Annotated in this window: 10 protein-coding genes, 3 pseudogenes and 1 riboswitch; of the genes and pseudogenes, 3 read left to right on the forward strand and 10 right to left on the reverse strand. The window is 61.9% G+C overall.

All coding sequences use genetic code 11. From position 1 onward, the window contains the following. Positions 1–11 precede the first annotated feature (11 nt). From hslU to ACQVLG_RS09290, 7 genes and pseudogenes are all read right to left on the reverse strand, one after another. Positions 12–1,367, reverse strand: coding sequence for an ATP-dependent protease ATPase subunit HslU (hslU, locus tag ACQVLG_RS09260; RefSeq protein WP_329958059.1), 1,356 nt, complete (start codon positions 1,365–1,367; stop codon positions 12–14). Between the two features lie 46 nt (positions 1,368–1,413). Then, complete coding sequence (hslV, locus tag ACQVLG_RS09265; protein ID WP_010394217.1) at positions 1,414–1,950, reverse strand: ATP-dependent protease subunit HslV; 537 nt, start codon at positions 1,948–1,950, stop codon at positions 1,414–1,416. Between the two features lie 222 nt (positions 1,951–2,172). Next, positions 2,173–2,626, reverse strand: a pseudogene (gene dksA / locus ACQVLG_RS09270) (RNA polymerase-binding protein DksA). Positions 2,627–3,108: 482 nt separating this feature from the next. Continuing rightward, positions 3,109–4,197: a CobW family GTP-binding protein gene (locus ACQVLG_RS09275; RefSeq protein ID WP_474294140.1), complete on the reverse strand. Its 1,089-nt coding sequence runs from the start codon at positions 4,195–4,197 to the stop codon at positions 3,109–3,111. Positions 4,198–4,334: 137 nt separating this feature from the next. Further along, positions 4,335–5,281: pseudogene (locus tag ACQVLG_RS09280) on the reverse strand (tyrosine recombinase XerC). 7 nt (positions 5,282–5,288) lie between these two features. Then, on the reverse strand, positions 5,289–5,966 hold the full coding sequence (locus ACQVLG_RS09285) for a DUF484 family protein (protein WP_230540281.1): 678 nt from the start codon (positions 5,964–5,966) through the stop codon (positions 5,289–5,291). Positions 5,967–6,145: 179 nt separating this feature from the next. Continuing rightward, a complete protein-coding gene (locus tag ACQVLG_RS09290) occupies positions 6,146–7,180 on the reverse strand; it encodes a porin (protein WP_230540282.1) in 1,035 nt (344 codons plus the stop codon). Positions 7,181–7,595: 415 nt separating this feature from the next. On the opposite strand from ACQVLG_RS09290, the gene ACQVLG_RS09295 reads away from it, so the two are divergent. Then, positions 7,596–9,107: a tetratricopeptide repeat protein gene (locus ACQVLG_RS09295; protein WP_474294143.1), complete on the forward strand. Its 1,512-nt coding sequence runs from the start codon at positions 7,596–7,598 to the stop codon at positions 9,105–9,107. Positions 9,108–9,115: 8 nt separating this feature from the next. Here the strand turns inward: ACQVLG_RS09295 and dapF are convergent, their stop codons facing one another. From dapF to ACQVLG_RS09310, 3 genes are read right to left on the reverse strand one after another with little or no spacing between them, the layout of a single operon-like run. Next, complete coding sequence (gene dapF / locus ACQVLG_RS09300) at positions 9,116–9,979, reverse strand: diaminopimelate epimerase (RefSeq protein WP_230540284.1); 864 nt, start codon at positions 9,977–9,979, stop codon at positions 9,116–9,118. A gap of 11 nt (positions 9,980–9,990) precedes the next feature. Beyond that, positions 9,991–10,866: an LpxL/LpxP family acyltransferase gene (locus tag ACQVLG_RS09305; RefSeq protein WP_230540285.1), complete on the reverse strand. Its 876-nt coding sequence runs from the start codon at positions 10,864–10,866 to the stop codon at positions 9,991–9,993. Next, entirely contained in the window at positions 10,863–11,732 is an 870-nt protein-coding gene (locus ACQVLG_RS09310) for a lysophospholipid acyltransferase family protein (RefSeq protein WP_474294146.1), read from the reverse strand. The genes ACQVLG_RS09305 and ACQVLG_RS09310 overlap by 4 nt, the downstream gene beginning before the upstream one ends. A gap of 188 nt (positions 11,733–11,920) precedes the next feature. Here ACQVLG_RS09310 and metK point away from each other — a divergent pair, with 188 nt between their 5' ends. After that, positions 11,921–13,087: a methionine adenosyltransferase gene (metK, locus tag ACQVLG_RS09315; protein WP_474294148.1), complete on the forward strand. Its 1,167-nt coding sequence runs from the start codon at positions 11,921–11,923 to the stop codon at positions 13,085–13,087. A 122-nt stretch (positions 13,088–13,209) separates the two neighbouring features. Continuing rightward, positions 13,210–13,278: riboswitch (S-adenosyl-L-homocysteine riboswitch) on the forward strand. 24 nt (positions 13,279–13,302) lie between these two features. After that, positions 13,303–14,726, forward strand: a pseudogene (ahcY, locus tag ACQVLG_RS09320) (adenosylhomocysteinase). Positions 14,727–14,733: the final 7 nt, after the last annotated feature.

A 14,733-nucleotide genomic window follows, 5' to 3' on the forward strand; every position in this document is an offset into this window, starting at 1 on the left:
TTCCTCCCTGATTACAGCACGTAGCGCGACAGGTCCTCGTTGACCGACAGCGCTTCCAGGCGTTCGTTGACGTACGCGGCATCGATCACCAGCACATTTTCCGTCGTGCTGCTGCCTTCGCTGGCCGTAAACGACACTTCTTCCAGCAGTTTTTCCATCACCGTGTGCAGCCGGCGCGCGCCGATGTTTTCCGTGCGCTCGTTCACCGAGTAGGCGATTTCCGCCAGGCGCGTGATGCCTTCCGGCGCGAATTGCAGTTTCAGGTTTTCCGTCGCCAGCAGGGCTTCGTACTGCATCGTCAGGCAGGCGTCGGTGCTCGTCAGAATGCGCTCGAAATCCGAGATCGACAGCGATTCCAACTCCACGCGGATGGGGAAGCGCCCTTGCAGTTCCGGGATCAGGTCCGACGGTTTCGACAGGTGGAAGGCGCCCGAGGCGATGAACAGGATGTGGTCCGTGCGGATCATGCCATATTTCGTGTTGACGGTCGTGCCCTCGACCAGCGGCAGCAGGTCGCGCTGCACGCCGGCGCGCGAGACGTCGGCGCCGCCGGATTCCGAGCGCGAGGCGATCTTGTCGATTTCATCAAGGAAGACGATGCCGTTCTGCTCGACGTTCTGGATGGCCTTCTGTTTCAGTTCATCTTCGTTGAGCAGCTTGGCCGCTTCTTCCTCGACCAGCAATTTGAGCGCTTCGCGGATCTTGACCTTGCGCGCCTTCTTGCGCTGCCCGCCCACGCCCGAGAACATGGACTTGATCTGCTCCGTCATTTCTTCCATGCCCGGCGGCGCCATGATTTCCATCTGCGGACCCGCCTCGGCCAGCTCGATCTCGATTTCCTTGTCATCGAGCTCGCCCTGGCGCAAGCGCTTGCGGAAGGTCTGGCGCGTGCTGTCGCCGCTGCCGCCCGTGTCCACGGCCGCCGCCGTATTCGGCGTGAAGCCGAAGTCGCGCGCCGGCGGCACGAGGATGTCGATCACGCGGTCTTCGGCCGCATCTTCGGCGCGTGCGCGCACCTTTTTCATTTCCAGCGCGCGCGTCTGCTTGATGCCGATGTCGATCAGGTCGCGGATGATGGTGTCGACGTCGCGGCCCACATAACCGACTTCGGTAAATTTGGTCGCTTCGATCTTGATGAACGGCGCCTCGGCCAGCTTGGCCAGGCGGCGCGCGATTTCCGTCTTGCCGACGCCCGTGGGGCCGATCATGAGGATGTTCTTGGGCGTGATTTCATGGCGCAGGGGCTCGGCCACCTGCTGGCGGCGCCAGCGGTTGCGCAGGGCGATGGCGACGGCGCGCTTGGCCTTGGCCTGGCCCACCACGTGTTTGTCGAGTTCGGTGACGATTTCCGACGGGGTCATGTTCATGATCATAGTTGGCTTTCTGTATTCTTTGCTTGGGCGCGCTTGGCGCTTAATCGAGAGTCTCGATAATGTGCGACATGTTGGTATAAATGCACAGCTCGGCGGCGATGGTCAGCGATTTCTTGACCACTTCGGCCGGCGACAAGTCCGTGTTTTCCTGCAGCGCCTTGGCGGCCGACTGGGCATAGGTGCCGCCCGAGCCGATGGCGCCGATGCCGTCTTCCGGTTCCAGCACGTCGCCATTGCCCGTGATGACCAGGGTCGACTCGCTGTCGGCCACCAGCAGCATCGCTTCCAGGCGGCGCAGCACGCGGTCGGTGCGCCAGTCCTTGGCCAGTTCGACGGAGGCGCGCAGCAGATTGCCCTGGTGTTTTTCCAGCTTGCCTTCAAAGCGGTCGAGCAGGGTGAATGCGTCGGCGGTGCCGCCGGCAAAGCCGACCAGGACCTTGCCCTGATACAACTTACGCACTTTGCGGGCCGTGCCCTTCATGACGATGTTGCCCAGCGTGACCTGGCCGTCGCCGCCCAGGGCGACTTGCTTGCCGCGCCGGACGCAGAGGATGGTGGTGCCGTGAAATTGTTCCATAGTGACCTCAAAAGATTCGTGCCGATGCGTGCAAGGCCATGCGATTGCGCGCCCATGCCTCAAAAGTGGGGATGGAAAAGGCAATTGCAAGCGGCACTTGCCGTTGCCGTGCTCGCTTCAGTGTAGTCGGCGCGGGACGAAAAAAAAGCACGCAACCGAAGGTCGCGTGCTTTTTTATTCGCCATCGCGGGCCGCCGGGGCGGCCGCGCAAGGGGAGGGCGATCAGTCGCCGTACAGCTTTTGCTTCAGTTCGCGCCGTTGCTGGGCTTCCAGCGACAGGGTGGCGGTCGGACGGGCGATCAGGCGCGGGATGCCGATAGGCTCGCCCGTTTCTTCGCACCAGCCATAGTCGCCGGCGTCGATGCTGGCGATCGATTGCTGCACTTTCTTCAGCAATTTGCGCTCGCGGTCGCGCGTGCGCAGTTCCAGCGCATGCTCTTCCTCGATGGTGGCGCGGTCGGCCGGATCCGGTACGAGCACGGTTTCACGCAAGTGTTCCGTGGTTTCGCCGGCGTTTTTCAGCAGGTCTTTCTCGAGCTGCTGCAGGCGCGCCTTGAAGAATGCCAGTTGTGCCGGATTCATGTAGTCATCTTCGCTCATGGCCGCGAATTTGCTCTTCGCTGATGAGAGGGATGTCTTGGTTGGCGGCCGGGGTCGATTTATTAGTTTTGGTCATAACTTCGCTTACCTTCGATACGACAGAGTTTTCAAATTGATCAGTTGATGCGGCGATGCCGAGCAACTGTACAGGTTCCGCTGGGCATTGCTGTCCGGATGTACTGCGTGCGACCTTGGCTTGCCGGCGGCGGCCAGGACTACCGGCCGGCTATATTTGCCATGTTGATAACTTTTTACCGCTCTATGCCAGTCGCGCTCTGCGCGCGACAACGGGCGTGTTGGGTGGATCGGTTGCATGCCTGGCATGCGGCCAGCGGCAGTTTGCCAGCATTTCATGACAGGCGAACGACATGGGCCGTTTTCGTCGCTGATTTTGGCACGCTTTGCCTTATATTGCCATCCCGATTTGTTGACTAGCCGATCAGAAACGGCCACTTGTTGGTTTATACCAGCAAGATCGGTGTCGGACAGCGGGAAAGCGTGCTTAACTTTCCCTTTTGTTTCTGCTTTGCAACGGATACTTTGCAAAACCCGGCTAGTTTATACCAAACATTGTTCGAGTCCGCGAATAAAAATGTCTTTTGGTAGATTCTTGCCAATAAATACCATTTTGCTGCCGCGCACTTCATTCTCGCCCCATTTGGCGCCCAGGTCGCTGCCCATCAACTGATGCACGCCCTGGAACACCACCTTGCGCTCGGCGCCCTGCATCAGCAGCACACCCTTGTAGCGCAGCATGCGCGGGCCATACACTTGCACCAGGCCGCCGAGGAACTCATCGAGCTTGGCGCTGTCGAATGGTTGCGTGCTCTTGAAAACAAAGGCGGCGATATCGTCGCTGTGCTGCGCATGGTGATGGTCGGCATGGCCGCAATCGGTGGCGCAGGCTTCGCTGTGCTCATGTGCGTGTTCATGGCCGTGCTCATGCGCATGGTCGTGCGCATGGTCGTGATCATGCACGTGCGCCGTTTCCGTCGCCAGGAAATCCGGGTCCAGTTCCAGCTTTTCATTCAGGTTGAAACCGCGGATGTCGAGCACCTCGGCCAGCGGCGCGCGGCCAAAATCGACCTTGCCGATGGGGGCGCGGGGATTGATGCGTTTCAAACGGCGCGTCAGGGCGGCCACGTCGTCTTCACTGACGAGGTCAGTTTTCGACAGCAGCAGCTTGTCGGCGAAGCCCACTTGCCGCTGCGCTTCCTCGTATTCGTCTAGTTGTTTCATGGCATGACGGGCATCGACCACCGTGAGAATGGCGTCGAGCATGTAGTGGCTGCCCACTTCTTCGTCGACAAAGAAGGTTTGCGCCACGGGGCCGGGATTGGCCAGGCCCGTCGTTTCGATGACGACGCGGTCGAACGCCAGCAGGCCGGCGTCGCGCTTGCGCGCCAGTTCCGTGAGGCCCACGATCAGGTCGCCGCGCACGGTGCAGCAGATGCAGCCGTTGTTCATTTCGATGATGTGTTCGTTGCTGTCCTGCACCAGGATCTCGTTATCGATGTTTTCCTGGCCAAACTCGTTTTCGATCACGGCGATGCGCATGCCATGCTCTTCCCGCAGTATGCGGTTGAGCAAGGTGGTTTTGCCGGCGCCCAGGAAACCGGTGAGGATGGTGGTTGGAATCAGTGCCATGAGATGCCTATGCTGTAATCGGTGGTGCCGCCGCGCAAGCGGAAGAATGCGGACGATTATGCCGGAATTTTGCAAAAGCTTGCAAATGCGCGCCCATCCGCTTGATATGGATCAGGCCGGCCAACGGGCGCGGCTGTCTACTTCACCTTGGCGCGCGGGTGCGCCTGGTCGTACACGTGCGCCAGGTGCTGGAAATCGAGGGCCGTGTAGACCTGGGTCGAGGTGATGCTGGAGTGGCCCAGCATTTCCTGCACGGCGCGCAGGTCGCCCGACGATTGCAGCACGTGCGAGGCGAACGAGTGGCGCAGCACGTGCGGGTGCACATTCGCGGGAATTTCCGTCGCCAGCGCGTGCGCTTCAGGCGCAGCTGCAGCACGCGCGGCGAGATGCGCGTGCCGCGCGTGCTTAAAAACAAGGCAGCGCTGCCATCGGCCGCTGGCGGGCGCACGGCCAGCCAGGCGGTCAAGGCCACGAGGGCCGCCTTGCCGACGGGCACCTTGCGCATCTTGCTGCCCTTGCCCGTGACGATGACTTCGAAGCTGGCCATGTCGAGCCAGCCCAGCGAGGCGGGCTGGCCGCCGTCGGCCTTGCAGTAGTGGGTATCCAGGCTGGTCAGCTCGGAAACGCGCAAGCCGCTCGAATACAGCAGTTCGAACATGGCGCGGTTGCACAGTTGTTCCGGCTCGGCCGCGCCTTGCTGGTGTTGCGCGGGCGCCACGAGGCGCACGGCATCGTCCACCGACAGGGCTTTGGGCAAGGTCTTGGCCCGCTTGGGGGCGCGGATGCCGTCGACGGGATTGGCGTCGAGCGCCGTTTCACCGCTGAGCCAGTTGTAAAAGCCGCGCCACGACGACAGCTTGCGGGCGATCGAACGCGGATCCAGGCCGCCAGCATGCAGCTTGGCCGTGTAGCGGCGCACGTCGTTGTGCGCCAGCGCCGTCCAGGGCGTATTGCCGCTCAGTTCCAGCAAGGAGCGCAAGTCGCGCCCGTAGGCGTCCAGCGTGTGGGGCGACAGCTTGCGCTGCGTGGCCAGCTGGGCCAGGTAGGCGTCGAGCCACTCGGCCTTGCCGCGCGCCGCATGCATGGCTGATTCAGGCCGGCGAACCGGCGCGTAGCGCGGCCAGGGCGGCGCTGGCCGTTGCGCCGATGTGCACGAGGAAATCGGTGCCCATGCTGGAGGTAAAGCGTTCGCTGTCGGGCGAACCGAGCACCAGCAAGCCGAAGGTGCCCGTGGTATTCGGGGCGCGCAGGGCGATCATGACGGTCGATTCGATTTTATCCGCCTGCAGCCAGTGCACGGCTTCGAAATCGCGGTTGCTGCCGCAGTACGGCGCTTGCAGGCTGTTGGCGAACATGCGCACGTCGGCAGTGACATCTTCCGTGAACCAGCCGTTGGCGTGTTCCGGCAGCACTTGCCACAGGCGCAGGCTGACGTAGGGCACGTCGAAATTGCTTTGCAGGGCGTCGACCAGCACGCGCGGCATGTCCGCATCGTTGCGTACTTGCAGCATGGCCTGGTTCCAGCCGTGGAACTTGCTGGCGATGTCGCCATTTTCCTCGGCCAGGCGGCTCAGCTTGGACATGCGCAGTTCCAGCGCCTTGTACTTGTCGCGCATCACTTCCATCTGCCGCTCCTGCAGCGAGATGGTGCGTCCCGTCAGCGGGCTGCTCAGCTTGACCTCGCCGAGCAGCGCGGTATGCTCTTCGAAGAACGTCGGGTGCTCGCTCAGGTACTGGGCGACGGTGCTGGAATCGAGTGTGGCGGTCATTGAGAATATCTGTCAGTGAAAGTTGAACGCTTCATTCTAACCGAGAGTGCGGTGGCACAGGCGCAAAGGGCGTTGCGCTTGTGCATTTTCCGCGCGCCCATGAAAAAAGCGGCATGGTTGCCCATGCCGCTTTGCATTCCTTGCTCAGCAATCACCCTTGGAGGGTGACGTGCGGGGCATTAGAAGTTGTGGTGTACGCCCAGACCGATGTAGGTGATCGACGTTGCCGCCTTGCGGTTCGAGATGTCCGCGTACAGGTAGGTGCGCTTCGACAGGTTGTAGTCGTAGCCCAGCGATGCTTGCTTGGTTTTGGTCACGCCATCCGGCGTTTTTTGACCGTAGCCGGCGCGAACCTTGCCTGGGCCGACGTCGTAGTTGGCGCCAACCAGCCATGCCTTGGTATCCGTGTTGATGATCTTGAAGTTGCTGTCATCCTGATGCTGGTACGACGCCATCAGTTTCAGTTCCGTTACCGGATTGAACGATGCGGCAACCGACCACAGCTTGGCTTGCAAGCCATTGCGCTCATACGCGGCCATACCGGCGAACTGGCCGTAGTTGTACGTGGCGGAGACCGAGTATGGATTCGACGCTGGCACGGCATTGGCAGCCACCGGGTAGTTGTTGGCTGGTGGCGTGGCCGCTGGTCCAGGGAATGCTGGATTGTTATTGGCTTCCTTGGCGGCGACAGTGGCGTTGAACTGGAAGCCGCTGAACACTGGCGAGTTATAGAACACGGCGTTCGAGAAGCGGTTACGCGAATTGCCGGCTGCGCTCAGCGGATCGCTGCTGTAGGCGGCCACCGTGATGTCGGTCTGGAAACCGGCTGGCGTAGGCATGCCCGACCATGGTTCGAACGCGGTGCTCGATTCCTGGAAGGCGGTCAGGCCACGGCCCAGACGCACGGTACCGAAGTTGCCTTGCAGGCCGACGCGGCTTTGGCCCTGGAACAGCGGACGGGAGTTGCTTTCCAGCGTACCCGTGTCGGATTCATAGCGAATTTCCAGTTGGAAAATAGCTTTCAATCCATTGCCCAGATCTTCCGTGCCCTTGAAGCCCAGTTTGTTGTTGTCGCGCTTGGTGACAGCGGTGGTCGAACCAGTCGACTTGCCCAGGCCAGCATCGACCGTGCCGTAGATTTGGACGGACGACTGCGCTTGTGCGGTTGCGGCAAAGGCGCCGAAGAGTGCGAGGGCAACGAGTGATTTTTTCATGTCTTATTCCCTATTAAAAGTGAGTTCCGTCCGAGATCCGAGCAGATTGAAATGCGCTAACTGTCGCGTTTCGATGAATGAACCTTAATTCGTCGGCGCGCAAGACGTGCGGGATTGGTCAAATATGCGTGAAAAGATTGGTGAAAAGCGTCATAAATCCACAGCCCTGTTGTATTTTTGTAACGCGGGGTTTTTGCCGATGCGGCGCCGAGGGCACGCGTTTTCCCATCGCCACGGTAGCGGCGCCTTGCCATATTGGCGTGTCCGGGCCAGGACATTGTTGCGTTGAATCAAGTTCTTGAGGCGGCTTTGGCGGATTTATGACACAAGGACGTTACACTAAGGGACGGCCTGCATGGATGGGCCTGGAGACGGCTCACTATTATTAGACTCATTGACTCAATATCGAGAATCGATGGCAAATCGCGAAACATTAGGATTGATCAAGGGCGCACGTGCTGGCGATGTCGCTTGCCAGCTGGCATTGGGACGCGTGTACCTGTTTGGACAGGGTGTGCCGCAGAGCCTGCCGACCGCCTTGCACTGGCTGGCGCGGGCGGCCCAGGAGGATAGCGAGGAAGCATGCTTGCTGATCGGCACGCATGTGCCGTTCGAAGTGGCGCAACCGGCAGCCAAGGCGCTGATTCCCTATTACGCCCAGGCGTTCGATGCGGGCCTGGTGCAGGCGGGCCTGGTGCTGGCGCAACTGGTGCTGGGCAATGCGGCCAGCACCAGTTGCGAGACCGTGCGGGCCAAGGCGCGCGTGGCGCTGGACGCCGCCGTGCGTGCCGGCTTGCCCGATGCGCAATGGTTGCTATCCATGCAAGAAGGGTGGTCCGCCGCCTCGCGGCCGGACGCCACCCCTGCTGGCGAGCCCCCCCTCGATGGCGACGCGCCGCTGCATGCCTGGCTGGAGCAGGCCTGGAGCCAGGGCAACCATGCGGGCTTCCTGTCGCAAGGCTTGCCGCTGGCGCGCGAACTGCTGCAGCGCCAGGCGGCGGCCGGTGCGCGCACGATCGCCCTCGACGCGCAGCAGGTGCGCTTGCTGTCGCGTTGTGCCCAGGCATTGGCGCCTGGCGGCGATGCCGAAGGCTGGCAATGCTGCGAGCTGGCCGCGCATGGCGGCGACCGCGCGGCGCAGCTGGAGCTGGGACTTGGCTATGCGCGCATGGATGCGCATGGCCAGCGCCTGGCCACGCGCAATGGCGCGGCCAATTTCAAGCGGGCCGTGCGCTGGCTGACGCAGGCCGGCGAGCAGGGCCTGGCCGAAGCCTGGTTCGTGCTGTCGCGCATCTACACGAAACCGGAATTTTCCCAGCGTAATGTGGTCGAAGCCCATTCCTGCCTGGAGCGTGCCGCCGACCTGGGGCATGGCCCGGCCCAGCTCGAGTGCGGCATGCATGCCTGGCGTAATCGCCGCGACGGCGTCAACAACGATGTGCGCGCCGCGTACTGGCTGCTGCAGGCGCAGGCGCAGGGCAGCCGTGAAGCGGAGGCGGCGCTGGCGCGCATTGCGCCGCGCGGTGAAGCGGGCGACTGGGGCCAGTGCGCCGCCGTGCAGGCCGATGGGCACTTGCGGCAATGGAGCCAGAGCCAGAGCCACCCCCTGCTGGCGGCGCGGCTGGAGCTGGCGCGCTGCTTTCACCTGTCGCGTGCCGAGGCGCTGCTGCTCGATATCCATGCGGCCGACCAGGGGCATTGTCTGTTGATCGATATCAGCGCCACGCATGGGCGCGGCAAGCGGCGCCTGGTGTTGATCCGCACGGCGCAGGAGCGCCAGCTGCTCGATCAGGTGGTGCGCCTGTTCGAGCGCGTCGATTGCGGCGTGACGGGGCCGGAAGGCAATTACCGGCAGCGTTTGTACCGCCTGAAGTGCTACCTGGCGGAAATTGATGTCGCGCAGGAACAGCAGTTCCTGGCCGCCTGACTCATTCCTTACAGCTCGATCGTGCCTTCGAACACGGTCACTGCCGGGCCCGTCATCAGGACGGGATGGCCGGGGCCTTGCCAGGCGATCGACAGTTCGCCGCCGCGCGCGCTGATGCGCACGGGGGAATCGAGCACGCCGCGCAGGATGCCGGCCACGGCGGCGGCGCAGGCGCCCGTGCCGCAAGCGAGCGTTTCGCCCGCGCCCCGTTCAAACACGCGCAGTTTCACGTGCTGGCGGTTGACGACCTGCATGTAGCCGGCGTTGACGCGGCGGGGAAAGCGCGGGTGGTGCTCGATGCGTGGGCCCGTCACTTCCAGGTCTTGCGCATCGACATCGTCGACCACTTGCACGGCATGCGGGTTGCCCATCGAAACGACGGACACCAGCACGGGGGCGTTGTCGCCCGGCAACGCCAGATCCAGCGGCCACAAGGTGTCAGTTCCCTGTGCCACGCCAGCCAGGCCGCTGGCGTCGAACGGCACCAGCGCGGGTTCGAGCACGGGCGCGCCCATGTCGACCGTGATGCTGCCATCGAGCTCCAGGCGCGGAGAAATGACACCGGCCATGGTTTCCACGCGGATGCTGGCCTTGCTTGACAAGCCTTTTTCGCTGACGAACTTGACGAAAGCGCGCGCGCCATTGCCGCACTGTTCCACTTCGCCGCCGTCATTGTTATAGATGCGGTAGCGGAAGTCGCAGCCGGGCAGGCGCGGTTTTTCCACCACGAGGATCTGGTCGGCGCCGATGCCGAAACGGCGGTCGGCCAGGCGCTGCCACTGGGCCGGCGTGAAGTCGACATCCTGATTGATGGCGTCGATGACGATGAAATCGTTGCCCGCGCCATGCATTTTGGTAAATTGAAGTTTCATGGTCTGCCGTATCACTTGTGCTGGTTGTAGAACGATGCTTCGCCTTCCGGACGCGTCTTGAAGCGTTTATGCGTCCAGAAATACTCGGCCGGCGCTTCGCGCACGCGCTCTTCGATGAATTCGTTCATGCGGCGCGTGGCGGCCGTGATGTCGTCGCCCGGATAATCGTCCCACGCCGGGTAATAGGTCACCTTCCAGCCCTGGTAATTGGGCAAAAAGGTGGCGATGACGGGAATCACCTGCGCCTTGGCGGCCAGCGCCAGGCGCGCCGTGGCCGTCAGGGTGGCGGCGGGCACGCCGAAGAAGGGCACGAATTCCGCATCCTTCTCGCCGAAATCCATGTCCGGCAGCATAAAGTAGGGCAAGCCGTCGCGCAGCGCGCGCAGAATCGTCTTGATGCCGTCCTGGCGCGTAAACAGCTTGGGCGGCTTGAAGCGCGAGCGGCCGTTGCGCAGGGCCTGGTCGAAGGCGGCGTTCTTTTGCTGCACGTACATTGACGAGGCGGAAATTTCCATGGCCGTGGCGGCGCCGGCCACGTCGAGGCAGACGAAGTGCGGGCACAGCAAAATGGTCGGCTTGGCGGCGATCTGCTGGCCCGGGAAGGCGGGCACCTTTTTGATCAGGCGGTTCAGGCGCGCTTCCGGTGCCCACCACAGGATGCTGCGTTCCCACACGCTGCGCGAATACGCCTGGAAATGCTGGCGCGCCAGCGCCACGCGTTGTTTTTCCGTCAGTTCCGGCATGCACAGGCGCAGATTCGTCAGGGCGATCTTGCGCCGCGTGGGCATGGCGATGAACAGCACGCTGCCGACGGCCACGCCGAAGCGGCCGAGGATGGGCAGGGGCAGCCAGTGCAGCAGCCACATGAAGGCGATCAGCAGTCTCATGCCTGCTCCTTGGCGGCTTCGGGTGTCGCTGGCGTGGGCGGCGGCGCACCGCGCGGCACCTTGTAGCGATTGTAGCTCCACAGGTATTGCGCGGGGCTGCGCGCGATCAATTGTTCCATGGCTGCATTGATGGTGCGCGCCTGCTCGGCCGAGGTGCTGTCGAGGGGCTCGGTGAACGGCACGAAATGCACGACGTAGCCGCGTCCGCCCGGCAGGCGTTCCGCGTAGGTGATGATGACTTCGGCGCCGCCCATCTGCGCCAGTTTGGCGGGCAGGGTCATGGTGTAGGCGGGGCGGCCGAAGAAATCGGCCCACACGCCTTCGCCCTCCTGCGGCACCTGGTCGGGCAGCAGGCCGATCGGTTGTCCCTTTTTCAGGCATTTGGCAAAGATGCGCACGCCCGACATATTGGCCGGCGCCAGCATCAGGTTTTCGCGCGCGCGCGCGCCTTCGATCAGCGGTTTTAATGCGGCGCGCTTGGGCGGGCGGTACATCACGGTAAGCGGCGTGCGCAGGGCGATTTGCTGGGCGACGATTTCAAAGCAGCCCAGGTGCGGTGTCAGGAAGACAATGCCGCGGCCGTGCTGCAGCGCTTTTTCCACCAGTTCCCAGTTTTCTACCGTGGCATGGCGCGCCACGCGCTCGGCTGGCGCGCACCAGATGAAGGGCAGTTCCAGCACGCTCTTGCCCGCTTCGGCCACGGCCGTGTGCAAGTGTTGCGAAAACCCCGCACCTTGCATGTTCTCGCGCATGCGGCGGCGGTAGGACGGGGAAATGGCGTAAATCACCCAGCCGAGCGCAGCGCCAAGGCCATGTAGAACGGGCAGGGGAAAAATGGACAAGAAGCGGAAAATTGGGACTAACATGTGTAAGCTGTTTCCAGGAATGGCGTGTTGCCGTGCCAAAATTTTTTAAGAAGCGTAAAATACCACGTATGCAGTAACCGCTGAGTTAATAGACAACTTGCGATGCGGAATATAAATATCGCTAAAGCGTCGCAGGCAAAATCCTCTTTACTGCGACAGAACATTCACATAGTAAACAGGAGCTTGCAATGTCAAACGACTATCTCTTCACTTCCGAATCCGTCTCGGAAGGCCATCCCGACAAGGTTGCCGATCAAATTTCAGACGCCATCCTTGACGCCATCCTGGCCCAGGATCCAGCCGCCCGCGTGGCTGCCGAAACCCTGTGCAACACGGGTCTGGTCGTGCTGGCGGGCGAGATTACCACTCACGCCAATGTGGATTATATTCAAGTTGCGCGCGAAACCATCAAACGCATCGGTTACGACAACACGGAATACGGCATCGACTACAAGGGTTGCGCCGTGCTGGTGGCCTACGACAAGCAGTCGCCGGACATCGCGCAAGGCGTCGATGAAGGTGCGGGGATTGACCTGGATCAAGGCGCTGGCGATCAGGGCCTGATGTTCGGCTACGCCTGCGATGAAACGGCCGAGCTGATGCCTGCCGCCATCCACTACGCGCACCGCCTGGTCGAGCGCCAGTCGCAACTGCGCAAGGATGGCCGTTTGCCATGGCTGCGTCCGGATGCGAAATCGCAAGTGACGCTGCGCTACGTCGATGGCCGTCCCGTCGGCGTGCACACGGTCGTGCTGTCGACCCAGCATGCGCCGGAAATTTCGCACAAGCAGATCGAAGAAGCCGTCATCGAGGAAATCATCAAGCCCATCCTGCCGCGCGAATGGCTGACGGATACCAAATTCCTCGTCAACCCGACGGGCCGTTTCGTCATCGGCGGTCCGCAAGGCGATTGCGGCTTGACCGGGCGCAAGATCATTGTCGACACCTACGGTGGCGCAGCGCCGCACGGCGGCGGCGCGTTCTCGGGCAAGGACCCGTCGAAAGTCGACCGTTCGGCAGCCTACGCGGCCCGCTACGTGGCGAAAAATATCGTCGCCGCCGGCCTGGCGCGCCAATGCCAGGTGCAGGTCAGCTACGCCATCGGCGTGGCCAAGCCGATCAACATCACCGTCTACACGGAAGGCACGGGCGTGATTCCCGACGCGGAAATCGCCAAGCTGGTGCTGGCGCACTTTGATTTGCGTCCAAAAGGCATCGTGCAAATGCTCGATCTGCTGCGCCCGATCTACCAGAAGAGCGCCGCCTACGGCCATTTCGGCCGCGAAGAGCCGGAATTCACGTGGGAACGCACGGACAAGGTCGCCCTGCTGCGCGACGCCGCCGGCCTGAAATAATCGAGCCCGCTTGCTGAATGAGCGCCCCGGCCGCCAGGCTGCGGGCGCTTTTTTTATATGTTGTTAGTTGGCAATGCATGCCGAACAGGCTGGCGCGTACGGCTTGACAATGTTAAAATCCCGTGTCCGAGGAGCGTTGCGACGAAGAAATTCGCCAGGCTCGGAATATCCTGCAACCGCGCTCACGTACCTTTTTCAACTGAAAGGAGGGCGTGATGAACGCCGTACTCAAATCGCAACACGACTACACCATCGCCGATATCACTCTGGCCGCATGGGGCGACAAAGAAATCAAGATTGCTGAAACGGAAATGCCTGGCCTGATGGCCATCCGCGAAGAATTCGCGGCAGCGCAGCCATTGAAGGGCGCGCGCATCACCGGTTCCATCCACATGACCATCCAGACCGCCGTGCTGATCCAGACCCTGGAAGCACTGGGCGCGCAAGTGCGTTGGGCATCGTGCAACATTTACTCCACGCAAGATCACGCCGCCGCCGCCATCGCTGCCGCCGGCACGCCCGTGTTCGCCGTCAAGGGCGAGTCGCTGGACGACTACTGGGAATACACGCACCGCATCTTCGAATGGCCGAACGTGGACGGCAAGGCTGTCTACTCGAACATGATCCTCGACGATGGCGGCGATGCTACCCTGCTGCTGCACCTGGGCGTGCGCGCGGAAACCGACTTGTCGGTGCTGGCGAACCCCGGTTCGGAAGAAGAAATCTGCCTGTTCAACTCGATCAAGAAGCACTTGCTGGCCGACCCGACCTGGTACTCGAAGCGTTTGCCGGAAATCCTGGGCGTGACGGAAGAAACGACGACCGGCGTGCACCGCCTGTATCAGATGCACAAGGAAGGTAAGCTGGCTTTCCCTGCGATCAACGTCAACGATTCCGTCACGAAATCGAAATTCGACAACCTGTACGGCTGCCGCGAATCCCTGGTCGATGGCATCAAGCGCCCACCGACGTGATGATCGCCGGTAAAGTAGCCGTCATCGCCGGTTACGGTGACGTGGGCAAGGGTTCTGCCCAAGCCATGCGCGCCCTGTCGGCGCAAGTGTGGGTGACGGAAGTCGACCCGATCTGCGCACTGCAGGCGGCGATGGAAGGCTACCGCGTCGTGACCATGGATTACGCCTGCGAACACGGCGACATCTTTGTTACCTGCACCGGCAACTACCATATCCTGACGCACGACCACCTGACGCGCATGAAAGACCAGGCCATCGTCTGCAACATTGGTCACTTTGACAATGAAATCGACGTTGCTTCGTTGAAACAATACGAGTGGGAAAACATCAAGCCGCAAGTCGACCACATCATCTTCCCGTCGGGCCGCCGCATCATCCTGCTGGCCGAAGGCCGTCTGGTCAACCTCGGTTGCGGCACGGGCCACCCGTCGTACGTGATGAGCTCGTCGTTTGCCAACCAGACGATCGCCCAGATCGAGCTGTACGCGAACACGGCCAACTACCCGGTCGGCGTGTACACCCTGCCAAAACACCTGGATGAAAAAGTCGCTCGCCTGCAACTCAAAAAGTTGAATGCGCAACTGACGGAACTGACGCAAGAGCAAGCCGACTACATCGGCGTGCGCACGGAAGGTCCATACAAGCCAGAGCACTACCGTTATTAATCGGTAG

This window comes from Janthinobacterium sp. TPC_1 (genome assembly GCF_056037845.1).

Coding starts and splice junctions, on each gene's coding strand:
- hslU (WP_329958059.1), bottom strand. CDS start 1,367: ATGAACATGACCCCGTCGGAAATCGTCACCGAACTCGACAAACACGTG.
- hslV (WP_010394217.1), bottom strand. CDS start 1,950: ATGGAACAATTTCACGGCACCACCATCCTCTGCGTCCGGCGCGGCAAG.
- ACQVLG_RS09275 (WP_474294140.1), bottom strand. CDS start 4,197: ATGGCACTGATTCCAACCACCATCCTCACCGGTTTCCTGGGCGCCGGC.
- ACQVLG_RS09285 (WP_230540281.1), bottom strand. CDS start 5,966: ATGACCGCCACACTCGATTCCAGCACCGTCGCCCAGTACCTGAGCGAG.
- ACQVLG_RS09290 (WP_230540282.1), bottom strand. CDS start 7,180: ATGAAAAAATCACTCGTTGCCCTCGCACTCTTCGGCGCCTTTGCCGCA.
- ACQVLG_RS09295 (WP_474294143.1), top strand. CDS start 7,596: ATGGCAAATCGCGAAACATTAGGATTGATCAAGGGCGCACGTGCTGGC.
- dapF (WP_230540284.1), bottom strand. CDS start 9,979: ATGAAACTTCAATTTACCAAAATGCATGGCGCGGGCAACGATTTCATC.
- ACQVLG_RS09305 (WP_230540285.1), bottom strand. CDS start 10,866: ATGAGACTGCTGATCGCCTTCATGTGGCTGCTGCACTGGCTGCCCCTG.
- ACQVLG_RS09310 (WP_474294146.1), bottom strand. CDS start 11,732: ATGTTAGTCCCAATTTTCCGCTTCTTGTCCATTTTTCCCCTGCCCGTT.
- metK (WP_474294148.1), top strand. CDS start 11,921: ATGTCAAACGACTATCTCTTCACTTCCGAATCCGTCTCGGAAGGCCAT.